The sequence below is a fragment of the Streptomyces sp. CG 926 genome, assembly GCF_003148825.1.
Lineage (GTDB): Bacteria > Actinomycetota > Actinomycetes > Streptomycetales > Streptomycetaceae > Streptomyces.
In genome coordinates this window covers 432200-455652 of record NZ_QGGZ01000007.1, presented here as the reverse complement: position 1 = coordinate 455652, position 23453 = coordinate 432200, and the positions used below count along the sequence as shown (strand labels likewise).

Here is a 23453-nt window from a genome sequence, read left to right as displayed (position 1 = left end):
GCGCAGCGGACCGAAGCCCGCGAGGCCCTCAGGGGCCGAGCGGTGCGAGGAACGCGTCAAGAAGGGCCGGCGTGGCGGCGGGCGCGGAGGGCCAGGCTCAGGGAGAGGACCGTCTCCGGGTCGTCCAGGTCCGTGCCCAGGAGCTCCGAGATACGGGCCAGCCGGTTGTACAGCGTCTGCCGATTCAGGTGCAGCTCACGCGCCGTCTCCGCCTTGCGGCCCGCGTGGGCCAGGTACGTCTCCAGCGTGGGCAGCAGCGGCGGCCGCGAGGTCGTGTCGTGCGTGCGCAGCGGACCGATCGCGCGGTCCACGAAGGCCGCCAGGTCGGGGTGTTCGCGCAACCGCCACAGCAACAGGTCGATGTCCAGGCGCCGGGCGTCGTACCAGGGGCGCGCCGGCAGGCCGTGGGCCGCCGTGGCCGTCTCCGCCGCGTGCCGCAGGCCCGCCGAGGCGGCCGCCCAGCCACCCGCCACGCCGACGACCACCGCCGGCGGGGCGTCGGCCCGGTCCAGGCCCGCCCGCTCGACGCCCGCCCGCAGCGCGGCCGACACCCGGTCCGCGACCGCCGTACGTTCCGACTCCGCGCGCAGCGAGACCAGCAGCGGCACCCGGCCCTCGACCGGGCGGACACCCAGCAGGACCGGGACGCCGACCGACGACAGCTCCTCCAGCACCGCACGGGCCAGGACGGCCCAGTTCCCGGACGGCCCGAGGTCCGAGCCCAGCCGCATCACCACCGGCAGCAGCGGACCGCCGCCCGGCTTGAAACCCAGGACGCGGGCCTGCGCCGGGGCGTCCTCCGCCGAGATGCGGCCCTCCGCCAGGTCCGTCAGGAAGTCACCGCGGCCGCGCGCCGCCAGCTCCTCCTCCTGCCGCGCCTGCATCAGGACGACGGCCAGGACGCCCGCCGTGCGTTCGGCCGCCATCCGGTGCACCGGGAGCAGCGGTGCCGAGACCCCGACCAGGACCACCCGGGCCCGGACCGAGCCCGTGCCGTGGCCCCCGCCCGGGACGTCGACCACCACCGTGTTCGTGGCCGGTTCGGCCTCGCGTTGGCCGCGTAGGCCCTCCCACACCTGGAGCGGGTCCGCCCCCGCGTCCCCCGCCGCGCTGCCGGCGGCGTACAGGAGCTGCCCGTCGGGGGTCTCCAGGAAGACCGGGTTGCCCGTGAAGTCGGCCAGGATCCGCAGCACCTGCGGGATGCCCCCACCGCCCAGCAGGGCCTCCGTACAGCGGCGGTGGACCTCCTCGGCCCGTTGGAGCAGGGCGTAGTGGTGGTTGACGATCTCGGTGTGGACCTCCTCCGTGACGGCGACGAAGGGGACCTCCCGGTGGAGTTGGACCAGGGGCAGCCCCGCCGAGCGCGCGGTCTCCACGATCGTGGCGGGCAGTCGGGTGAAGCGCGGGCCCAGTTCGACGACCAGCGCGGCGATCCCGCGGTCCGCGAGGCGCCGTACGAAGGCCCGCTGCTCGGCCGGCCGGGTGCCGAGACCCAGGCCCGTGGTCAGCAGCAACTCACCGCCCTTGAGCAGGGAGGCGATGTTGGGGACCTCGCCCGCGTGCACCCAGCGGACGGTCCGCCCCAGACGGTCGGCGCAGGCCACCACCTCCGGCAGTCCGCCGCGCAGCCCCGGCAGCTCCAGTGCCCGCTGAACCGTGATCCCGCCCTGGTTTTCCATATCGCGGGACGCTACCGGCAGACCTGTCCCCATCGTCAGGCGGGCTGGATGTTGTGGTTGAAGCGGAAGATGTTGTCCGGGTCGTACTGCCGCTTCAGCGCGCCCAGTCGCCGCATGTTCTCGGTGCCGAGGCCCGAGACCACCCGCTCCGCGCCCTCGTCGCCGGTGAAGTTGAGGTAGACCGCGCCCGTGCTCCACGGCCGGGCGTCGGCGCGGACGTCCTTGACCCACTGCCGGCAGCGCTCGTCGTCGGCCGTGTCCTGCCAGATCCCGAACGGGTGCACCGCCCACGGCGCGTCGCGGTACGGCACCGGGTAGTCGGTCGGGCCGGAGGCGATGGCGCCGCCCTGCGGGAAGACCAGGTGCTGGGTGCCGGTCGGTACCGGCATGGCCTCGGCGCGGGCGCAGAAGACGTCCACGAAGGCGTCGGGACAGCCGGTGAGGTACTCGGCCGACCAGTAGTTCCGCATCCCCGGCGGGTCGTCGATCATGCACTGGAGATCGGCGTACGGGATGGCCGTCACGATCTCCGACTCGTGGGGGATCGCCAGCAGCGGCTCGGCCAGCCCCCGCATCTCGTCCTCGGGGCCCGCGTACGTCAGCAGCGCCCCGGCCAGCAGCCGGCCGACCAGGTGCGGCGGGACGAACTCCTCGGGCGGGCCCGTGATGTAGAGCGCGGCGCCCGAGGCCTCGGGCGGGGCGGCCTCGATGACGTCCCGGTACGTACGGACCACCTCGGGGCCGCGTTCCGGCAGGTACAGCAGCATCGCGATCGACATGACCGGCAGTTCGTGCAGGCGCAGGGTGAGCGAGGTGGCGATGCCGAAGTTCCCGCCGCCGCCGTGCAGCCCCCAGAACAGCTCCGGATGCTCCTCCGCGGTCGCGTGGACCAGCTCGCCCTCGGCGGTGACCAGGTCCACGCCCAGCAGGTTGTCCACGGCCAGGCCGAACTTCCGGTCCAGCCAGCCGCTGCCGCCGCCCAGGACGTAGCCGCCGACGCCCGTGGTGGAGGCGCGGCCACCCGTCGTGGCCAGCGCGTACGGTGCGCAGGCCCGGTCCAGGTGGCTCATCGTGGCCCCGCCCTCGATGTGCGCGGCCCCGGCCGCCGGATGGACCGTCACCTCGTGCATCCGCCGCAGGTCCACGACCAGGCCACCGTCGTTGAGGGACATCCCGGCCACGCTGTGCCCGCCGCCGCGCACGGCGACGTTCAGGTCCAGTTCCCTCGCGAAACGCACCGCCGTCACCACGTCCGCCGTGCTCTCGCACTGGGCGATGACGGCGGGTCTGCGGTCGATCATCGCGTTGAAGACGGTCCGGGCCTCGTCGTACCCCGGATCCTCCGGGGCGAAGACCTCACCGGAAAGATCCTCGCGGAGCGCGGTCAGGGCCGCGCCCGCCTTCGAGAGGGGAGCCATGGCTGCCCCCTTCCACCGCAGGGCATAGGACCCTTCCAGCGTAGGCGCGGACGATCACCGGGGCGCGGCGAGAAAGTTCGCGCCCCGGCGAGCCGCCACCGTTCAGCCGCCGTACGCCCCGCTGGCCGTCAGCCGCAGGGCCGTGTCGATCAGCGGAACATGGCTGAAGGCCTGCGGGAAGTTCCCGACCTGCCGCTGGAGCCGCGGGTCCCACTCCTCCGCGAGCAGGCCCAGGTCGTTGCGCAGCGACAGCAGCCGCTCGAACAGCCGGCGCGCCTCGTCGACGCGGCCGATCATCGCCAGGTCGTCGGCCATCCAGAACGAACAGGCCAGGAAGGCCCCCTCGTCGCCCTCCAGGCCGTCCACGCCGGCCTCGTCGCCCGCCGTCGGGTAGCGCAGGATGAAACCGTCGGGCGTGGACAGCTCGCGCTGGATCGCCTCGATGGTGCCGATGACCCGCTTGTCGTCCGGCGGCAGGAAGCCCATCTGCGGGATCAGCAGCAGGGAGGCGTCCAACTCCGTCGACCCGTACGACTGGGTGAAGGTGTTGCGCTCCTTGTCGTAGCCCTTCTCGCACACGTCCTGGTGGATCTCGTCGCGCAGCTCGCGCCACCGCTCCAGCGGGCCGTCCGCGTCCCCGCTCTCGATCAGCTTGATCGTGCGGTCCACGGCCACCCAGGCCATCACCTTCGAGTGCACGAAGTGGCGGCGCGGGCCGCGCACCTCCCAGATGCCCTCGTCCGGCTGGTCCCAGTGGGTCTCCAGGTAGCGGATCAGCTTGAGCTGCAGCAGCGAGGCGTAGTCGCTGCGGGCGAGCCCGGTCATGTGCCCCAGGTGCAGGGCCTCGGTGACCTCGCCGTACACGTCGAGCTGGAGCTGGCCCGCGGCGCCGTTGCCGACGCGGACCGGGCGGGAGTTCTCGTAGCCGGGCAGCCAGTCCAGCTCGGTCTCGCCGAGCTCCCGCTCGCCCGCGATCCCGTACATGATCTGCAGGTTCTCCGGGTCGCCGGCGACCGCGCGCAGCAGCCACTCGCGCCAGGCGCGGGCCTCCTCGCGGTATCCGGTGCGCAGCAGCGAGGAGAGGGTGATCGCCGCGTCCCGCAGCCATGTGTAGCGGTAGTCCCAGTTGCGGACCCCGCCGATCTCCTCGGGGAGGGAGGTGGTCGGCGCGGCGACGATCCCGCCGGTGGGGCCGTACGTGAGCGCCTTGAGGGTGATCAGCGAGCGGATCACGGCCTCCCGGTAGGGCCCGTGGTACGTGCACTGCTCGACCCACTCGCGCCAGAAGTCGGTGGTCGACTCCAGGGCCGCCTCGGCGTCCGGGGTCTCGGGCGCGTCGCGGTGCGAGGCCTGCCAGCTGATGCTGAAGGCCTTCCGGTCGCCCGGTCCGACGGTGAAGTCGGAGTACGTCGTCAGGTCCTTGCCGTAGGTCTGCGCGTCGGCGTCCAGCCAGACGGAGTCGGGACCGGCGACGGCCACGGTGCGCCCGTCGACCTTGTGCACCCACGGCACGACCCGTCCGTAGCTGAAACGCATCCGCAGCGCCGAGCGCATCGGCACCCGCCCGCTGATGCCCTCCACGATGCGGATCAGCTGCGGCGCGTGGTCCTCGCGGGGCGGCATGAAGTCGATCACGCGGACCTTGCCGCGCGGGGTGTCCCACTCCGACTCCAGCACCAGCGAGTCACCGCGGTAGCGGCGGCGTGTGGCACGCGGGGCCTCCGTGCCGGCAGGGAACGACGGGCCGATCCGCCAGAACCCGTGATCCTCGGTGCCGAGAATGCTCGCGAACACGGCGTGCGAGTCGAAGCGTGGCAGGCACAGCCAGTCCACCGCTCCGTCCCGACAGACCAGTGCAGCGGTCTGCATGTCCCCGATGAGTGCGTAATCCTCGATGCGCCCGGACACGTGCATCTCCAGTCGAACGGCCACGTCCGCCCCGAAGGGCGCTTGCATTGCGCGGTTGCGCGGTCTCCTGTGTGCAGGGATCTCCGCGTGAGCCCATGATTCCGTATATCGGCTCGGTTAGGCCGTCTGACGGACTGCCCGGCGGTGATGTGTGCAATATCCGAGCAGGATATGACGGCACCCTAGTGATCTCCGTGATCCCGTGGAGAATGCGGTTGGGCCGAACGGGTGAGCAGCGACGATGCGACCCCGGCGCACTCGGGCGCCCCCGCACCGAGCGTGTGCGCCGCGTGCCCGGAGGCGGACCCCGCCGGGCGCTGATAGGCTGGTACCCCGTGGACCGGTGGTCTGCCTGTGCGAATCAGGGGCCCCGAAACCGCAGCTTCGGCGCCCCCAGAGAGCCTCCGGTTCGATGGTGACCGGCGCCGGACGCACCTCACTTCGCGACCACGGGAGCCCCCTCTTGGCGAGCACAGCCATGACGACCAAGCACATCTTCGTCACCGGGGGTGTCGCTTCCTCCCTCGGCAAGGGCCTGACGGCCTCCAGCCTGGGTGCGCTGCTGAAGGCGCGCGGTCTTCGGGTCACGATGCAGAAGCTCGACCCGTACCTGAACGTCGACCCCGGCACGATGAACCCGTTCCAGCACGGCGAGGTGTTCGTCACCAACGACGGCGCCGAGACCGACCTGGACATCGGCCACTACGAGCGCTTCCTCGACGTCGACCTCGACGGCTCGGCCAACGTCACCACCGGCCAGGTCTACAACACGGTCATCGCCAAGGAGCGCCGCGGCGAGTACCTCGGTGACACCGTGCAGGTCATCCCGCACATCACCAACGAGATCAAGCACCGCATCCGCCGGATGGCGACCGACGACGTCGACGTCGTCATCACCGAGGTCGGCGGCACCGTCGGCGACATCGAGTCGCTGCCGTTCCTGGAGACCGTCCGCCAGGTCCGCCACGAGGTCGGCCGCGACAACGTCTTCGTCGTGCACATCTCGCTGCTCCCCTACATCGGCCCCTCCGGTGAGCTCAAGACCAAGCCGACCCAGCACTCGGTCGCGGCCCTGCGCAACATCGGTATCCAGCCCGACGCGATCGTGCTGCGTGCCGACCGTGACGTCCCCACCTCCATCAAGCGCAAGATCTCGCTGATGTGCGACGTGGACGAGGCGGCCGTGGTCGCGGCCATCGACGCCAAGTCGATCTACGACATCCCGAAGGTGCTGCACACCGAGGGCCTGGACGCGTACGTCGTGCGCAAGCTCGACCTGCCCTTCCGTGACGTCGACTGGACCGTCTGGGAGGACCTCCTGGACCGGGTCCACAACCCCGACCACGAGGTCAAGGTCGCGCTCGTCGGCAAGTACATCGACCTGCCCGACGCCTACCTGTCGGTGACCGAGGCGCTGCGCGCCGGCGGTTTCGCCAACAAGGCCCGGGTCCAGATCAAGTGGGTCACCTCCGACGACTGCAAGACCCCGGCCGGCGCGGCGGCGGTGCTCGGCGACGTGGACGCGATCTGCGTCCCCGGCGGTTTCGGCGACCGTGGCGTCAACGGCAAGGTCGGCGCGATCACCTTCGCCCGCGAGAACAAGATCCCGCTGCTCGGCCTGTGCCTGGGTCTGCAGTGCGTGGTCATCGAGGCCGCGCGCAACCTCGCGGGCATCGACGACGCCAACTCCACCGAGTTCGACGCCTCCACCCCGCACCCGGTCATCTCGACCATGGAGGAGCAGCTGGCCTTCGTCGAGGGCGCGGGCGACCTGGGCGGCACCATGCGGCTCGGCATGTACCCGGCGAAGCTCGCCGAGGGCTCCATCGTGCGCGAGGTCTACGGCGACCAGGCGTACGTGGACGAGCGCCACCGCCACCGCTACGAGGTCAACAACGCCTACCGCGGTGAGCTCGAGAAGAAGGCGGGCCTCGTCTTCTCCGGCACCTCCCCGGACAACAAGCTCGTCGAGTACGTCGAGTACCCGCGCGAGGTGCACCCCTACCTGGTGGCCACCCAGGCCCACCCGGAGCTGCGCTCGCGCCCCACGCGCCCGCACCCGCTGTTCGCCGGCCTGGTCAAGGCCGCCGTGGAGCGCCAGCAGTCCGCGAAGTGAGAGCCTGACCGCATAACGTAGGCAGCCGGGGCACGGATCGTGCCCCGGCTGTCGCGTTCTCGGGGAAGGTATCGGCCATGGCCATGGGCAACGACATCGTGGACACACCGGAGTCGTGGGAGGTCGTCGCCTCCCGGACGCCGTTCGAGGGCGCGAAGACGGCCGTGCGCTCGGACCAGGTCCGGATGCCCGACAGCTCGGTGGTGCGCCGCGACTACCAGGTGCACCCGGGCTCGGTGTGCGTCCTCGCCCTCGACGAGGAGCAGCGGGTGCTGGTCCTCAAGCAGTTCCGCCACCCGGTGCGGCACCGGCTGTGGGAACTCCCGGCCGGTCTGCTGGACGTACCCGGCGAGAACCCGCTGCACGCCGCCCAGCGGGAGCTGTACGAGGAGGCGCACGCCAAGGCGGGCGAATGGCGGGTGCTGGCCGACTTCTTCACCTCGCCCGGCGGCTCCGACGAGGCCGTCCGGATCTTCCTCGCGCGGGATCTGGCGGAGGCCGAGGGGGAGCGGTACGAGGTCTCCGAGGAGGAGGCGGACATGGAGATCGCCCGGGTCCCGCTCACGGACCTGGTCCGCGGGGTCCTGGCGGGGGAGCTGCACAACCCGGGACTGGTGACCGGGGTACTGGCCCTGGCCGCGGCCCTCGCCTCCGAGGGCGGCATCGAGGCCCTGCGCCCGGCCCTCGCCCCCTGGCCGGCCCGCCCGTACGAGGCGTAGGCGCCGTCGCCGCGGTCCGGCCGGCCCCGGCGGGCGGACCGGACAGGACCCGCCCCGACCGGCCCCGGCCGGCCCGTCGGGGGCCTCTTGTGCGAGCGGCGCGTGAAAAATAGGTCCATCTGCTGATCCGATTGGGGGATTTGCCCGCCGCGCTCCACCCGGGTCGTCGCTCTGCGTGAACTACGCTCGCAATCCGGTGGCAGGGAGAGGAGCGGATCCGTGGCGGATTTCGTCGGGCGGCGGCGTGAGCTCAAGGAGCTGCGCGAGGACATCGCGCGAACCGGGCTCGACACCCTCTCCGGCCGCAAGGCCAAGGCGCCCCGGGCCCGGGTGCTGCTCGTCGCCGGGCGGCCGGGGTCCGGGCGCACGGCCCTCGCCGAGGCCTTCGTGCAGGAGGTGGCCGAGGAGTACCCCGACGGAGTGCTCCGCACCCGGCTCACCACCCCCGGCGGGGCGACCGTGGACACCGAGCGGGCCGTCCGTGGCCTGCTGGAGGGCCTGGGACGGCCCACCCCGCCCGGAGCCGGTGAGGACGAGCTGAGCTCGACCCTGCGCAGCGCCCTCGAAGGCCGCCGGGTCGTCATCCTGGTCGACGACGCCGTCGACCCCGAGCAGGTGGACGCCCTGCTGCCGGACAATCCCGAGTGCCTCGTCGTGGTCACCGCCGAGGGGCCGCTCACCGGAATCCCCGACGTCCGGCCCTGCACCCTCGGCGGACTCGACACCCCCTCCGCCGTCGAGCTGCTCGTCCAGCGCATCGGCGACACCCGGGTCACCGCCGACCCCCGGGCCGCCGAGGCCCTCGCCGAGGAGTGCGGGGGCCAGCCCGCCGCGCTCGTCCTGATGGGCGGGTGGCTCGCCGCCCACCCCAAGGCCTCCGTCGCCGACGTGGCCAAGCAGCTGCACGACATGCCCGCCACCACCGGCGGCCCGCTCGCCCGCGGCTTCCGGCTCGTCTACGAGTCCCTGCCGCAGCCCGCCCAGCGGACCCTGCGGCTGCTGCCGCTCGCCCCGGCCGGCATCGTCGACTCGCACACGGCCTCCGCCCTGGCCGGCTGCTCCGTGGCCGCCGCCCAGTCGACCCTCGACGACTTCGCCGGGATGGGCCTCGTCCGCCCCTCCCGTGACGGCCTCTTCCTGCTGCCCGGCTGCCTCGCGCCGCTGCTCCAGGCCCTGCTGGAGGCCAAGGAACGCCCCGCCGAGGTCCAGCTGGCCCGGGCCCGGATGCTGGAGCGCACCGTACGACTGCTGCACTCCTGCCGGGCCATGGCCGAGGCCGAGGAGCCCGGGGTGGACGCCGCCGTCGACGACGACCTGCGCGAACTGCTGGACGGGCTGCCGCGCGCCCTGCGGTTCCCCGACCGGCGGGCCGCCGCCACCTGGCTGGACACCCGGCTGCCCGCGCTCACCGCGGCCGCCTCGCTGGCCGTGGCCGACGGCGGGCTCGACACCCTGGCCCGCCGGCTGGTCGCGGCCCTGGTCCGGGCGCTGGCGGACCACCGGGGCACGGCCGGGGCCGCCCCCGAGCTGTACGGACTGCACCGCCTGGTCCTGGACGTGGCCGAGCGCCGCAACCTGCACCGGGAGCAGGCCGCCGCGCTACTGAACCTGGCCGACCTCGATGCCGAGACCGGCCGGACCCAGGAGGCCCTGGAGCGCTACCGGGCCGCTCTGGACGCGGGACGGGCCGCGATGGATCCGTACGCCACCGGCCGCGCGATGGAATCCGTAGGCGGCGCCTACCAGGAGCTGGCGGACTGGCACCGGGCCTCCGACTGGTTCGGCCGGGCGCTCTCCCAGGCCCTCGCGCGGGGCGAGCGCGCGGACGAGGCCCGGTTGTACGGGCGGCTCGGCAACGTCCACACCTACGCGGGGCGGTACGGGGACGCGCTGCGCAGCTGGCGGGCCGCCGCCGCGGGCTACCGGAAGCTGGCCGATGTACCCGGCCAGGCCAAGGCGTTGAGCGAGATGGCGCGGGTGCAGGAGTACGCCGGTCGGCCCGAGGAATCGCTGCACACCTGCCGCGAGGCGGTGGAGCTGGCGCGCCGGGCCGGGGACCAGCGACTTCAGGCCGCACTGCAGGTCAGGCTGGCCGACACGCTCGACAGATTGGGCGACCCCGCAGCTGCCAGGCTGCATCGCTCCGCAGCCGACAGATTGCTGGGTGATGACCCCGCAGCCTGCGAAATCCGTAGTACTTCCGACTGAGATTATTCGTTTGCAAGGCTAGACAGCGAGTCATCCTTCATTAGACTGGGTTCACCGCGGCATCCCGTGGTGCATCCCGTTGCGCGTTCTTGTGGGCGGGTATGTATGGAAGTGCCCCTGTAATTCCCCCAACGTCAAGGACCGTGATCGACGATGAAGGTCGGCATCCCCCGCGAGGTCAAGAACAACGAGTTCCGGGTCGCCATCACGCCCGCCGGCGTGCATGAGCTGGTCCGCAACGGCCACCAGGTCTTCATCGAGCAGAACGCCGGTGTGGGCTCCTCGATCACGGACACCGAGTACGTCGCGGCCGGCGCCGAGATCCTCGCCACCGCGGACGAGGTCTGGGCCACCGCCGACCTGCTGCTCAAGGTCAAGGAGCCCATCGCCGAGGAGTACCACCGCCTCCGCAAGGACCAGACGCTCTTCACGTACCTGCACCTGGCGGCCTCCCGTGAGTGCACGGACGCCCTGCTGGAGTCCGGCACCACCGCCATCGCCTACGAGACGGTCGAGCTCGCCAACCGCGCGCTCCCGCTGCTCGCCCCGATGTCCGAGGTCGCGGGCCGCCTGGCCCCGCAGGTCGGCGCCTACCACCTGATGCGCTCGGCCGGCGGCCGCGGCGTCCTCCCCGGCGGCGTCCCCGGCACCCACGCCGGCGAGTGCGTCGTCATCGGCGGCGGCGTCTCCGGCTGGAACGCCGCGCAGATCGCCATCGGCATGGGCTTCCACGTGACCCTGCTCGACCGTGACATCAACAAGCTCCGCGAGGCCGACAAGGTCTTCGGTACGAAGATCAAGACGATCGTCTCCAACGCCTACGAGCTGGAGAAGGCCGTCGTCGAGGCCGACCTCGTCATCGGCGCCGTCCTGATCCCGGGTGCGAAGGCCCCGAAGCTGGTCACCAACGAGCTCGTCGCCAAGATGAAGCCCGGAAGTGTCCTTGTCGACATTGCGATCGACCAGGGCGGCTGCTTCGAGGACTCCCGTCCGACCACTCACGCCGAGCCGACCTTCATGGTCCACAACTCGGTCTTCTACTGCGTCGCCAACATGCCGGGCGCGGTGCCGAACACCTCCACCTACGCGCTGACGAACGCGACGCTGCCCTACATCGTGCAGCTCGCCAACCTCGGCTGGGTCGAGGCGCTGCGTCGTGACGCCGCGCTCGGCCTGGGCCTCAACACCCATGACGGCCAGGTCGTTTACGGTCCGGTCGCCGAGGCCCACGGCCTGGAGACCCTTGAGCTGAGCACGCTGCTCGGCTGACCCGTCAACGACTGACGTCAATCTCACGTATCCGGCCGGACCTTGCCCGCAAGGTCCGGCCGGTCGCGTTTGCGCGGCGCCCCGGGACCCCGCTCAACTCGCCTCGAACGTAACCCTTTAACCCTTTCGCACACCCGCGAAACTTCGCAGCGACAGCTCGTGCGCCCTTGACAGAGTGGTGTTCGGTTGCCGACACATCGTGCCGGGTCCGGTGGATTGTGTTGCCGCTGAGTGGTGACACGCCATAGAGTCGCCAACCGTCGGCATGGTGCCACGCTGACCTATCGATAAGTGTCCTGGTCACGTCCGAGGAGGTAAGACGACTTGTGAATGAGTCGACATTTGCTCCTGGGGGTGGTCGAGCAGGGATGCCTGAGCGGGGCCAAGGCCCTACCGGGCTCGAAGCCGTCGGCTCCGTCGCAGTACGCACCTTCGCAAACCACCAGCACATGACGACGCCCCAAAAGAGCATGGACGGCCTAGACGTGAACTCCAGGGCCGGCGACCTGAGCGGCGAAAAGCCCGTGGGTTTCGCCGACTACGACAATGTGCCCGAAGGGCACTTCTACGACCCCGACGCGGAGTACGAACCGGACCCCGAGTACGCGGCCACTCTCGCCCCCGACGCTGCCCGTCAGCGCCGTGAGCGGATCGGCCCGACCGGACGCCCGCTTCCGTACTTCCCGATCCCGGGTCCGCTGACCGACCACGGTCCGGCGAAGATCATCGCGATGTGCAACCAGAAGGGCGGCGTGGGCAAGACCACGTCGACCATCAACCTGGGTGCCGCGCTCGCCGAGTACGGGCGCCGCGTGCTGCTCGTCGACTTCGACCCGCAGGGCGCGCTGTCCGTGGGTCTCGGCGTGAACCCGATGGAACTCGACCTGACGGTCTACAACCTGCTCATGGAGCGGGGCATGTCGGCCGACGAGGTGCTGCTCAAGACGGCGGTCCCCAACATGGACCTGCTGCCGAGCAACATCGACCTGTCCGCTGCCGAGGTGCAGTTGGTCAGTGAGGTCGCGCGCGAGTCCACCCTGCAGCGGGCCCTGAAGCCCCTGCTGGCCGACTACGACTACATCGTGATCGACTGTCAGCCTTCGCTCGGTCTGCTGACCGTGAACGCCCTGACGGCGGCTCACAAGGTCATCGTCCCGCTGGAGTGCGAGTTCTTCGCGCTGCGCGGCGTGGCGCTGCTGACCGAGACCATCGAGAAGGTGCAGGAGCGGCTCAACCCCGAGCTGGAGCTCGACGGCATCCTCGCCACGATGTACGACTCCCGTACGGTGCACAGCCGTGAGGTGCTGGCGCGTGTCGTCGAGGCCTTCGACGATCACGTCTACCACACGGTCATCGGCCGCACGGTGCGCTTCCCGGAGACCACGGTCGCCGGTGAGCCGATCACGACGTACGCATCCAACTCCGTCGGCGCCGCCGCCTACCGCCAGCTGGCCAGGGAGGTGCTCGCCCGGTGTCACGCCGAGTGAGTCTGCCCGGAGCCGACGAACTGTTCCGTACGACCGGGGGGATGGCGCTCCAGTCGTCCTCGCCGCGGCGCGGGGTCGAGGAGGCGCCCGCCGCGGAACACTCGGCCACTTCGGCCGAGGGCACGGGGAGCGAGGGTCGCGGCCGGGAGGCCGCGGCCGCCGCGGACGCCGGCGGGCCCGTCGTGGGGCAGCCCCGGCGGCCGCAGGAGGGTTCTGCCGGTCCGTCGGGCGGCGTGGGGTCGGCCCCGGCCGGCGCCGGCCGCCGGGGCAAAGGGCAGGGCCGGGGCGCGAACCGGCGCCCCAGTGGCCGCGAGCGCCACGACGAGAAGATCACGGTCTACGTCTCCGCCGAGGAGCTCATGGACCTGGAGCACGCGCGGCTGGTGCTGCGCGGCGAGCACGGGCTGGCGGTGGACCGGGGCCGCATCGTCCGCGAGGCGGTCGCGGTGGTCCTCGCCGATCTGGAATCCCGCGGGGACGCGAGCATCCTCGTACGGCGCCTGCGCGGCCGCTGACCGCCCTGCGGGCCTGCTCGGCGGTGTCCGGGCCGCCTGCGCGGCGTGCGGCCCGGTGTCCTCGCGCCCACGCCTCCGGGCCGTTGCTCGGGCCTGTGCACCACCTTCCCGGGCCCGGGCGTCCGGTGTCCCGGTCACCTACCACCCCGTACCACCCGGCGGGCCCGTTGCTTCGGTGTTCCGGCCGTCCGGGCCGGGTGTGTCCTGGGTCTCCGGGGAGCCGAGGCGGTTCCCCGGAACCTCGACCGCCCGGTCCGGGCGGTGATCCGCCGGGTCGCACGGGCGAGCCCGTAGGCTGCTGGTGGCCGAGGCCTCGGCGCCCGGCCTTCCACGCCGCCCCCCGCACTTCCTGGACCGCGATGCCCCTCCCCGCCGAATCCGGCCGACCGACCCGGCGCGCCCTGGGGCGCGGCCCCGGAGCCTCCGACGAGGACGGGCGGCACGGGGGAGCAGGCCCCGAAACCTCTGAGGCGCCCGCTGCGAGCCCCGCGCCGGCGGCAGGCGGTCCCGAGCCGGAACGTTCCCCCGAGCCCGCAGACGGGCAGCAGCAGCCCTCCGAGCCCGCTCCGTCCCCGGGGGCCGGCACGCCACGGGCGCGCCCGGCGGCGCACACCGGCCCGGCCGGATCCGCGGACACGGGTGCGGCCGAGCACGCGGACGCCTCGGCCCCGAACCCGGACGCGCCGAGCCCCGCGGGCGGCGACGGGCGGTTCACCCTGCGGCTCGCCAACTTCGAGGGCCCCTTCGACCTGCTGCTCCAGCTGATCTCGCGGCACAAGCTCGACGTCACCGAGGTCGCGCTGTCCCAGGTCACCGACGAGTTCATGGCGCACATCCGTGCCATGGGACCCGACTGGGACCTCGACCAGACGACCGAGTTCCTCGTCGTCGCCGCCACCCTGCTCGACCTGAAGGCCGCCCGGCTGCTGCCGGCCGCCGAGGTCGAGGACGAGGCGGACCTGGCCCTGCTGGAGGCCCGGGACCTGCTCTTCGCGCGCCTGCTCCAGTACCGCGCCTACAAGCAGATCGCCGAGATCTTCGAGCGGCGCGCGGAGGCCGAGGGCCGGCGCTACCCGCGGACGGTCGGGTTGGAGCCGCACCACGCGGACCTGCTGCCCGAGGTGGTCATCAGCATCGGCCCGGAGGGATTCGCCCGGCTCGCGGTGAAGGCCATGCAGCCCAGGGCCAAGCCCCAGGTGTACGTGGACCACATCCACGCCCCCCTGGTCAGCGTGCGCGAGCAGGCCGGGCTGGTGGTGCGGATGCTGAAGACGCGCGGGGAGGCCACCTTCCAGGAGCTCACCGAGGACGCCGAGGACACCCTCACCGTCGTCGCGCGCTTCCTGGCCCTGCTGGAGCTCTACCGGGAGAAGGCGGTCGTCCTCGACCAGGAGGAGGCCCTGCACACCCTCACCGTGCGCTGGAGCGGCGGGGACGGCGACGGCATGCCGACCGTGACCGACGAGTTCGACCGGATCGTGGAGGCGAAGGATTGAACGGCGACGTGAGCGCGGTGGCCGCGCTGGAACTGAAGCCGGCCCTGGAGGCCGTGCTCATGGTCGTGGACGAGCCGGCCACCGAGGCGCACCTGGCCAAGGTGCTGGAGCGCACCCCGCGCGAGGTCGCGCAGGCGCTGCGGGAGCTCGCCGACGAGTACACGGCCGCGCGCCGGGGTTTCGAGCTGCGGCTGGTCGCCGGCGGCTGGCGGTTCTACACCCGGGCCGAGTACGCGCCCGCCGTGGAGGGCTTCGTACTGGACGGCCAGCAGGCCCGGCTCACCCAGGCGGCCCTGGAGACCCTGGCGGTCGTCGCGTACCGCCAGCCGGTGAGCCGATCACGGGTCTCGGCGGTCCGCGGAGTCAACTGCGACGGGGTCATGCGGACCCTCCTCCAACGCGGTCTGGTGGAGGAGGCGGGGACGGAACCCGAAACAGGTGCGATCCTGTACAGGACGACGAACTACTTTCTGGAGCGGATGGGCCTGCGTGGCCTGGACGAGCTCCCGGAGCTCGCGCCCTTCCTCCCCGAGGCGGACGCGATCGAAGCCGAGACGCAAGAAGGTGTGCCGTCGTTCGATCCGGACGCACCGGACACCGATGAAGACGACGACAAGACGACGGAACTTTGATGCGAAGCAGCGGCAACGGCAACGGCGGCGGTAACAGGAACAGCGGCGGCGGCGGTGGTGGCGGACGCGGTGGTAACTCCCGCGGCGGCTCCTCCTCCGGCGGCGGTGGCTACCGCGGGAGCGGCTCCGGCGGTGGCAGCGGCTCCGGCGGCTCCCGTGGCGGCAGCTCCGGTGGCGGTTACCGGGGCGGCAGCTCCGGCGGCTCCGGCGGCTCCCGTGGCGGCAGCTCCGGCGGTGGCTACCAGGGCGGCGGCTCCCGCGGTGGCTACCAGGGCGGCGGCGGTTCCCGCGGCGGCAGCTCGGGCGGCGGCTACCAGGGCGGCTCCGACTCGCGCGACCGCGACCAGCCGGCCCCCCGTATCCGCAACCCGCGTCCCGAGGAGCGCCGCTACGACGTGGGCCCCGAGGGCGAGCGCAGCGGACGCAGCGGCCCCAAGGCCGGCGGTGGCGGTGCCCGTGGCGCCGCGGCCCGCGGTGGCGCCAAGGGCGGCCCCCGTACCTCCAAGACCCCCGGTATCGGCGGAGCCGGCGGCCCGCGCAGCGGCCCCGGCAGCCGTAGCGGCCAGTCCCGCCCCCGCGAGCTGGACGCGCGTATCGAGGAGCGCGTGCGCGACCGGTACGCCGACAAGCCCGTGGTCAAGACCCCGAAGACCTTCCCGGGTGCCGAGGAGGAGGGTGAGCGTCTGCAGAAGGTGCTCGCCCGCGCCGGTATGGGTTCGCGCCGTGCTTGCGAGGAGCTCATCGAGCAGGCTCGCGTCGAGGTCAACGGCGAGATCGTGCTGGAGCAGGGCAAGCGCGTCCAGCCCAAGGACGAGATCAAGGTGGACGGCCTGACCGTCGCCACCCAGTCGTACCTGTTCTTCGCGCTGAACAAGCCCGCCGGCGTCGTCTCCACCATGGAGGACCCGGACGGCCGTCAGTGCCTCGGTGACTACGTCACCAACCGTGAGACCCGTCTCTTCCACGTCGGCCGGCTCGACACCGAGACCGAGGGCATCATCCTGCTCACCAACCACGGTGAGCTGGCCCACCGCCTCACGCACCCGAAGTACGGCGTGCAGAAGACGTACGTGGCCGCGATCACCGGCTCGCTGCCGCGTGACATCGGCAAGCGGCTCAAGGACGGCATCGAGCTGGAGGACGGGTACGCCCGCGCCGACAACTTCCGCGTCGTCGACCAGGTCGGCAAGAACTACCTGGTCGAGGTGACCCTCCACGAGGGCCGCAAGCACATCGTGCGTCGCATGCTGTCCGAGGCGGGCTTCCCCGTCGACAAGCTCGTCCGGACCTCCTTCGGTCCGATCGAGCTGGGCGACCAGAAGTCCGGCTGGCTGCGCCGCCTGACCAACACCGAGGTCGGCATGCTGATGCGCGAGGTCGGTCTCTAGGACGCACGTCGGTCGCCCCGCGGGCGGCCGGCACGATCACGGAAAACCCGCGGTGCCCTTTCGGGCACCGCGGGTTTTTCGCTTGTCGGGAGCCCCGATCACTGTTTATAGTCAGCATGACCATTAAGCAGCCCGAGGGGGGTCGTCATGAGCTGGACCATGAGCTGGACCGAGGTGCTCGGCTTCGCCACCGGCGCCCTGTGCGTCTGGTTGGTCGCCCGGCAGCACGTGGCCAACTGGCCGATCGGCATCGCCAACAACATCTTCTTCATCGTGCTCTTCGCCCAGGCCGGCCTCTACGCCGACGCCGGGCTCCAGATCGTCTTCATCGCCCTCGCCGCCTACGGCTGGTGGTCCTGGACCCACGGGGGTGGACCAGGATCCGCCGAGGCCCTGCCGGTGCGCCGCACCACACGCGCCGAATGGGTCGGGCTCGCCGCGGCGGGGGCGGTGGGGGTGCTCGCACTCACACTGCTGCTGAGCCGGGCCACCGACTCGACCGTCCCCTTCTGGGACGCGCTGACCACCGTGCTCTCGCTCGCCGCCACGTACGGCCAGTGCCGCAAGCTCGTCGAGTCCTGGTGGCTGTGGATCGCCGCCGACCTCGTCTACATCCCGCTCTACGCGTACAAGGGCCTCTACCTGACCTCCGCGCTCTACGTGGGCTTCCTCGCCCTGTGCGTGGTCGGACTCCTCGGCTGGCGCCGCACGCTGCCGGCGCCGGTCGCCCGTACGGCGGCGGGGGCGACGGCATGAGACGCCACGGGCACGGCCTGGTCCTCGGCAAGTTCTACCCGCCGCACGCCGGACACCACCACCTCGTGCGCACCGCCCAGGACCAGTGCGAGCGACTGACCGTCCTGGTGTGCGCGGCCTCCGTGGAGTCCGTCCCGCTCGCCGACCGGGTCGCCTGGATGCGCGAGGCGCACCCCGGGGCCGAGGTCGTCGGCGCGGTGGACGACATCCCGGTCGACCTGCACGACCCGGACATATGGGAGGCCCACATGGCCGTCTTCCGCGGCGCGGTCCCCGGCCGGGTGGACGCCGTCTTCACCTCGGAGGAGTACGGGAGCGAGCTCGCCCGCCGGTTCGGCGCCCAGGAGGTCCTGGTGGACCGCGAACGCACGCTGTTCCCCGTGTCCGGGACGGCGGTACGCCGGGACCCGGCCGGCTCCTGGGAGTTCCTCGGCCCGGCCGTCCGGGCCGCCCTGACCCGGCGCGTCGTCGTCCTCGGCGCGGAGTCCACCGGGACCACCACGCTGTCGCGGGCCCTCGCGGACCACTACCGGCGCCGAGGCGGCGTATGGGCCAAGACGGGCTGGGTCGCCGAGTACGGGCGCCGGTTCAGCGAGGAGAAGCTGGCGGCCGCCCGCGCCGCCGACCCGACCGCCTCCTGGGCGGACGTGACCTTCACCTCCGAGGAGTTCCCGCTCATCGCCCGCCACCAGGACGCGGACGAGGAGCACGCCGCGCGGCTCGGCTCGCCCGTGCTGTTCTGCGACACCGACTCCTTCGCGACCGGGATCTGGCACGAGCGGTACATGGGCGGCCGCAACGAGGAGGTCGAGCGGATCGCCGACCTCACCCGACGGGACATGTACCTGCTCACCGACCACACCGACGTGCCGTTCGAGGACGACGGACTGCGGGACGGCCCACAGCTGCGGCCCTGGATGACCGAGCGTTTCCGGGCGGAACTGGAGCGCACCGGGAGGCGTTTCCTCGTCGTACGCGGGGACCGGGCGACCCGGCTGGAGACGGCCGTCCGGGCCGTGGACGGACTGCTGGCCGAGGGCTGGCACTTCACCGACCCCCTTCCGGAGAACCGATGACCGCCGGCTATGACCCCTACGCCTTCGAGCCGTTCGCGGTGACCGTCGACCTGGCCGTGTTCACCGTCCGCGCCGGCGCCCTGCACGTGCTGCTGATCCGGCGCGGCCAGGAACCGTACGCCGGGGCCTGGGCACTGCCCGGCGGATTCGTCCTGCCGCGGGAGTCCGCCGAGACCGCCGCCCGGCGCGAACTGGCCGAGGAGACCGGCCTGCCGGAGGAACTCGTCGCCGCCCTCCATCTGGAGCAGCTGCGGACCTACAGCGAACCGGACCGCGACCCCCGGATGCGGGTGGTCTCGGTGGCCTTCACCGCCCTCGTCCCGGACCTGCCCGAGCCGGCGCCCGAGGGCGGCGGGGACGCGGCCCACGCCCGCTGGCTGGCCGTGCACGACGTCTCGGAGCTCGCCTTCGACCACGCGGTGATCCTGGCGGACGCCCGCGAGCGGATCGGCGCCAAGCTGGAGTACACCTGCCTGGCCACCGGCTTCTGCCCGCCCGAGTTCACCCTTGGCGAGCTGCAGTCCGTCTACGAGACCGTCTGGAACACCACCCTCGACCGCCCCAACTTCCGCCGCAAGGTCCTGGCGACGCCGGGATTCGTCGAGGCCGTACCGGGCGCCGCCCGGCTGACCGGCGGCCGCGGCAAACCGGCCGCCCTCTACCGGCCCGGCCCGGCGACCACCCTCCACCCACCCCTGTTGCGACCGGAAGGATCCACCCGATGACGACCGAGCGAGCCGCGACGGGCGCCATGATCGGCCTGGCCCTGGGTGATGCCCTCGGCTTCCCGACCGAGTTCAACGACGTGCCCTCGATCCTGGCCAAGACGGGCCCCTGGCGCGAGATGAGCCTGCCGCGCCCGGCGATCGTCACGGACGACACCCAGATGACCCTCGCCCTGGCCCGCGGCATCCGTACGGCGGCGGAGCGGGGCCCGGTGGACCCGCTGCGCATGGCCCGGCCGGTCCGCGAGGAGTTCGTCGACTGGTACCACTCCCCGGAGAACAACCGGGCCCCGGGCCGCACCTGCCTGACGGCCTGTGGGCTGCTGGACAGCCCGGACCGGGACTGGCGCGACGCCAGCCAGATCGGCTCCAAGGGCTGCGGCGCCAACATGCGCGTGGTCCCGGTCGGACTCGTGCCGGGCTGGACCGAGGAGGAGCGGGCCGGCGCCGCCCAGCTCCAGTCGGCCCTCACCCACGGGCACCCCACGGCGCTCGCCGCCTCCGACCTGACCGCGCGGGCGGTGCACCTGCTGGCCGAGGGCACCGAGGTGACCGGGCTCGTCGGACGGCTGCGCTCGTACGCCCTGGAGAACCGCACCCGCTACCACGAGCGCTGGCTCGGCGACCTGTGGATGCGGACCGCGTCCGACGCCTCCCCGGAGTCCTTCATGGCCCGCGGCTGGGACGACTGCCTGGGGGTCCTGGACCGGCTGACGGCCGCCCTGAGGTCCCCCTCCCCGGAGACCGACCCCTGCCTGGCCACGGGCGACGGCTGGATCGCCGAGGAGGCCCTCGCCACCGCTCTGCACTGCTTCCTGCTCTTCCCCGACGAGCCGCTCACCGCGCTGCGCCGGGCCGCCTGCACGCGCGGCGACTCCGACTCCATCGCCTGCCTCGCCGGCGCCTTCGCCGGAGCCCACCTCGGCGCGGACGTCTGGCCCCGCGAGTGGGAGGGCCGCATCGAGTACCGCGACGAACTCCTGGCCTTCGGCGCCCTCTGGGATGCTTGATCCATGCTGGACGCACTGAGTCTCGACCTGACCCCCGTCGTGGCGGAGCAGCCCGACCCGCTGATCTTCGCCACGGTCTCCGGCGCGCACCTGTACGGCTTCCCCTCCCGGGACTCCGACATCGACCTGCGCGGCGCCCACCTGCTCCCGGCAGGGGACCTGCTCGGCCTGCGCGAGCCGGAGGAGACCCGGAGCCGCATGTGGGACCGGGACGACGTGGAGATGGACCTCGTCACGCACGACCTGCGCAAGTTCGTCCGCCTGATGCTGAACCGCAACGGCTACGTCCTGGAGCAGCTGCTCTCCCCGCTCGTGGTCCACACGACGGAGGCGCACGAGGAACTGATCGCGCTGGCCCCCGGCGTGCTGACCTCCCACCACGCCCACCACTACCGGGGGTTCGCGGGCACCCAGTGGCGGCTCTTCGAGAAGGCCACCGAGCTCAAACCGCTGCTCTACGCGTTCCGGGCGCTGCTCACCGGCATCCACCTCATGCGGTCGGGCGAGGTGCAGGCGCACCTGCCGACCCTGCCGGCCGAGGTGCCGGAGGCGCCCCCGTACCTCGCCGACCTGATCGAGGCCAAGGTCGCCGCCGAGCACGGGGGCTACGCGGGCCCGCCGCTCGACGGCGTACGCGAGGACATCGAGGCGCTGCACGCGGTGCTGGACGCGGCGCAGGCCGTGTCCGCGCTGCCCGAGCACGTGTCGGCGTACGACGCGCTCGACGAGTTCGTCGTACGGCGGCGGACCGTGGGCGACTGACGGCTACGCGGCCGACGCGCGCCGGGTGCGGACCAGGAAGTCCTGCACCCGGGCGTGGTCCGGCTCCTCGGGCAGCACGGTGGAGGCCAGGGCCGACTCCGTCTCCTGCTGGAGGCGGGCCATCCAGGCGTCGACCTCCTCCCAGGTGCGCTCGCCGCGGCGGACCGCGAGCAGGCGGTCGCGGTACGGGCCGGCGTCGACGGACAGCAGGCCGGTGCGCAGGAGGTCACGGCAGGACAGCAGCAGGCGCAGCAGGTGCATGGCGTGCTTCCAGCGCGGGGCCCCGTGGACACGGACGTCCGCGAGGAGTTTGCCGCGCTGCGAGGCCGCGTACCGGCTGAAGCTGGTGTGGGCCCGGCGGGAGAGGAAGGCACCGCGGAGGGAGAGCAGTTCCTCGCCGACCGGGGTGACCTCTTCCACCAAGGGGGAGTGCAGGCACTCCAGGATGTTCGGGTTGGCCCGCAGGGCGAGTTCGCAGAAGCGCTCCAGCTCCCAGGAGAACTCCTCCTCCCGCGGGCCCTCCACATGCGTGGGGGGCTTCTCGAACCGCCAGAACAGCGGCGTCGGGGCGAGGTAGACACCGCGCAGGTCGGTGTCGCTCGCCGCCGTCGCCAGTCCGAACGCCCGGGAGCCCATCACGCACCGGTAGACCGTGTGGTCCCGTACCAGCGTCAGATCGTCCATCCGGCGAGCGTAGGCGTCTGACCTGCCACTATGCCAGCGAGATATTGCCGTCCGCCGCGACCTTGATCTTCTTCTCGGCCAGTCCCTTGGTGGCCGGACCCTTGGTCACCGCACCGTCGGCGATCGCGAACTTGCTGTCGTGGCACGGGCAGTCGATGGTGCCGTCCGCGACCTTGTTGACCAGGCAGCCCTGATGGGGGCAGACCGCCGTGAAACATTTGAAGGTGCCGGCCTTGGGCTGGGTGACCACGACCTTCTCCTCCTTGAAGACCTTGCCGCCGCCCACCGGGACGTCCGCCTTCTTGGTGAGGGCCTTGTCGGCCGCTCCCGCGTCCGGGGTGGCGGGGGCGGCCGGGGCGGCGGGCTCGACGGCCGGGTCGTTCGGTTCCCCGGGGGAGGCCTTCTCGGCGCCGCCCCCGCCGCAGGCGGTGATCGCGCCGCCGGCCAGGGTGGCCGCGCCGATCGTCAGTACCGTGCGCCGGGCGGTGTGCGTGAGGTCGCTCATGAGTCTCTCCTCGCTTCGTGGCCGGATGGCGTCAGCATCCTGGCCTGCGGCGGGCCTCGGGTGAAGCCTGCCGCGCCGGTTCATCGCCCCGGTTCCCATGGGGCCAGTGAGGCAGGGCTGCCGGGAGTGCGTACGACCTCCCACACGTGGATCACGGCCTCCCGGTTCAGTGGGCCGTGAACATGCGGGTATCGCCCGCCGGAATCACTCTCCCGGCGGACCTCGGCGGTCAGCGCGCCCTCGTCGAGCTCCACCGCGAGCAGGATCCCCGGTACCGCCCGGTAGTGCGCGTCGACGATCGCGAGAGCGGTGGGGCGGTCCGCCGAACAGTGGACGAACCCTTCGGCCTCCAGCGAGGGCGGGGCGTACGGAAGCTCGGGCGCGGCGGTCCAGTCGGTGAGCGGGACGATGTGGAAGATCATGCGGATCGTTCTACAGCAGCGGGCGCGGACGTGTGCGCCAGGTGGCGGCACTGTCGACCATGAGTGACATTGACCGTGTCTCGAAGCCGGGTACGCAGCACTCCGCGCGGCCCGGCCCCTCTGCGAAAGGCATGACGATGGCGGGTAACGACCTCGGCTCTCTTCTCGGCGGCCTCCTCGGCGGGAGCGGCGGCCAGGGCGGGAGCGGCGGCGCCGGTGGCGGCAACATCCTCGGCGCGCTGCTCGGCGCCCTCATGGGCGGGGCCGGCGGCTCCCAGGCCGGCGGGAGCAACCCGCTCGGCGGGCTGCTGGACATGCTGACCAAGTCGGGCCTCGCCGACCAGGCCCAGTCCTGGATCGGCACCGGTGACAACCAGTCCGTCAGCGGCGCCCAGATCGCCGAGGCGCTGCCCGACGAGGCCCTGCAGAAGGCGGCCGCGCAGGCCGGCGTCAGCCCGCAGGAGGCCGCCGACGAGATCGCCCGGGCACTGCCGACGGCCGTCGACAAGCTGAGCCCGCAAGGGCAGCTCCCGACCGGCTCGCTGGAGGAGATCATCCGGGCGCAGAACCTCTGACCGTCCGGCAGCGGCGCACCAGGGCCCGGCCGCCGTCCCACGGGATGGGCGGTCGGGCCCTCGTGCCGCGGGTGCTGGATACCCTGGCCGGACAGTCCGTCAG

21 protein-coding genes are annotated in these 23453 nt (G+C 72.3%); 15 read left to right on the top strand and 6 right to left on the bottom strand.

Annotated elements, in window-relative coordinates; all coding sequences use genetic code 11:
- Positions 1 to 56: 56 nt before the first annotated feature.
- From BCL76_RS21275 to BCL76_RS21265, 3 genes are all read right to left on the bottom strand, one after another.
- Complete coding sequence (locus BCL76_RS21275; RefSeq protein ID WP_109781019.1) at positions 57 to 1679, bottom strand: PucR family transcriptional regulator; 1623 nt, start codon at positions 1677 to 1679, stop codon at positions 57 to 59.
- Positions 1680 to 1714: 35 nt separating this feature from the next.
- On the bottom strand, positions 1715 to 3097 hold the full coding sequence (locus BCL76_RS21270) for an FAD-binding oxidoreductase (RefSeq protein WP_109781018.1): 1383 nt from the start codon (positions 3095 to 3097) through the stop codon (positions 1715 to 1717).
- A gap of 102 nt (positions 3098 to 3199) precedes the next feature.
- Positions 3200 to 5011 carry a glycoside hydrolase family 15 protein gene (locus tag BCL76_RS21265; protein ID WP_109781070.1) on the bottom strand — a complete coding sequence of 604 codons (1812 nt, stop codon included), beginning with the start codon at positions 5009 to 5011 and terminating at the stop codon, positions 3200 to 3202.
- Between the two features lie 472 nt (positions 5012 to 5483).
- Between BCL76_RS21265 and BCL76_RS21260 the strand changes: the two genes are divergently transcribed.
- From BCL76_RS21260 to BCL76_RS21195, 14 genes are all read left to right on the top strand, one after another.
- Positions 5484 to 7121: a CTP synthase gene (locus BCL76_RS21260; protein WP_030769506.1), complete on the top strand. Its 1638-nt coding sequence runs from the start codon at positions 5484 to 5486 to the stop codon at positions 7119 to 7121.
- A gap of 83 nt (positions 7122 to 7204) precedes the next feature.
- Entirely contained in the window at positions 7205 to 7840 is a 636-nt protein-coding gene (locus BCL76_RS21255; protein ID WP_109781069.1) for an NUDIX domain-containing protein, read from the top strand.
- Positions 7841 to 8059: 219 nt separating this feature from the next.
- Positions 8060 to 10048, top strand: coding sequence for a tetratricopeptide repeat protein (locus BCL76_RS21250; RefSeq protein ID WP_258309818.1), 1989 nt, complete (start codon positions 8060 to 8062; stop codon positions 10046 to 10048).
- A 153-nt stretch (positions 10049 to 10201) separates the two neighbouring features.
- Positions 10202 to 11317, top strand: a complete 1116-nt coding sequence (ald, locus tag BCL76_RS21245; protein ID WP_109781016.1) for an alanine dehydrogenase — start codon at positions 10202 to 10204, stop codon at positions 11315 to 11317.
- Between the two features lie 368 nt (positions 11318 to 11685).
- Positions 11686 to 12804, top strand: a complete 1119-nt coding sequence (locus tag BCL76_RS21240) for a ParA family protein (protein ID WP_078851667.1) — start codon at positions 11686 to 11688, stop codon at positions 12802 to 12804.
- On the top strand, positions 12789 to 13319 hold the full coding sequence (locus tag BCL76_RS21235) for a hypothetical protein (protein WP_109781015.1): 531 nt from the start codon (positions 12789 to 12791) through the stop codon (positions 13317 to 13319). The genes BCL76_RS21240 and BCL76_RS21235 overlap by 16 nt, the downstream gene beginning before the upstream one ends.
- Positions 13320 to 13678: 359 nt before the next feature.
- Entirely contained in the window at positions 13679 to 14815 is a 1137-nt protein-coding gene (locus tag BCL76_RS21230; RefSeq protein WP_109781014.1) for a segregation and condensation protein A, read from the top strand.
- 59 nt (positions 14816 to 14874) lie between these two features.
- Positions 14875 to 15447 carry an SMC-Scp complex subunit ScpB gene (gene scpB / locus BCL76_RS21225; protein ID WP_375137949.1) on the top strand — a complete coding sequence of 191 codons (573 nt, stop codon included), beginning with the start codon at positions 14875 to 14877 and terminating at the stop codon, positions 15445 to 15447.
- The gene (locus tag BCL76_RS21220; RefSeq protein ID WP_109781013.1) at positions 15447 to 16835 is read left to right on the top strand and encodes a pseudouridine synthase; all 1389 of its coding nucleotides are present in this window, start codon (positions 15447 to 15449) and stop codon (positions 16833 to 16835) included. The genes scpB and BCL76_RS21220 overlap by 1 nt, the downstream gene beginning before the upstream one ends.
- A 147-nt stretch (positions 16836 to 16982) precedes the next feature.
- The gene (gene pnuC, locus BCL76_RS21215) at positions 16983 to 17591 is read left to right on the top strand and encodes a nicotinamide riboside transporter PnuC (RefSeq protein ID WP_109781012.1); all 609 of its coding nucleotides are present in this window, start codon (positions 16983 to 16985) and stop codon (positions 17589 to 17591) included.
- Entirely contained in the window at positions 17588 to 18667 is a 1080-nt protein-coding gene (locus tag BCL76_RS21210) for an AAA family ATPase (RefSeq protein ID WP_109781011.1), read from the top strand. Before pnuC ends, BCL76_RS21210 begins: the two co-directional genes overlap by 4 nt.
- Complete coding sequence (locus BCL76_RS21205; protein ID WP_109781010.1) at positions 18664 to 19392, top strand: NUDIX hydrolase; 729 nt, start codon at positions 18664 to 18666, stop codon at positions 19390 to 19392. Before BCL76_RS21210 ends, BCL76_RS21205 begins: the two co-directional genes overlap by 4 nt.
- Positions 19389 to 20402, top strand: a complete 1014-nt coding sequence (locus BCL76_RS21200) for an ADP-ribosylglycohydrolase family protein (RefSeq protein WP_109781009.1) — start codon at positions 19389 to 19391, stop codon at positions 20400 to 20402. The genes BCL76_RS21205 and BCL76_RS21200 overlap by 4 nt, the downstream gene beginning before the upstream one ends.
- A gap of 3 nt (positions 20403 to 20405) precedes the next feature.
- Positions 20406 to 21164, top strand: coding sequence for a nucleotidyltransferase domain-containing protein (locus BCL76_RS21195; protein ID WP_109781008.1), 759 nt, complete (start codon positions 20406 to 20408; stop codon positions 21162 to 21164).
- 3 nt (positions 21165 to 21167) lie between these two features.
- Here BCL76_RS21195 and BCL76_RS21190 read toward each other — a convergent pair whose 3' ends face one another.
- From BCL76_RS21190 to BCL76_RS21180, 3 genes are all read right to left on the bottom strand, one after another.
- A complete protein-coding gene (locus BCL76_RS21190) occupies positions 21168 to 21848 on the bottom strand; it encodes a nucleotidyltransferase domain-containing protein (protein WP_109781007.1) in 681 nt (226 codons plus the stop codon).
- 28 nt (positions 21849 to 21876) lie between these two features.
- Positions 21877 to 22353, bottom strand: a complete 477-nt coding sequence (locus tag BCL76_RS21185) for a Rieske (2Fe-2S) protein (RefSeq protein ID WP_109781006.1) — start codon at positions 22351 to 22353, stop codon at positions 21877 to 21879.
- 80 nt (positions 22354 to 22433) lie between these two features.
- A complete protein-coding gene (locus BCL76_RS21180; RefSeq protein WP_109781005.1) occupies positions 22434 to 22775 on the bottom strand; it encodes a DUF952 domain-containing protein in 342 nt (113 codons plus the stop codon).
- Positions 22776 to 22834: 59 nt separating this feature from the next.
- Between BCL76_RS21180 and BCL76_RS21175 the strand changes: the two genes are divergently transcribed.
- A complete protein-coding gene (locus BCL76_RS21175) occupies positions 22835 to 23350 on the top strand; it encodes a YidB family protein (protein ID WP_375137947.1) in 516 nt (171 codons plus the stop codon).
- The last annotated feature ends 103 nt before the right edge of the window (positions 23351 to 23453 follow it).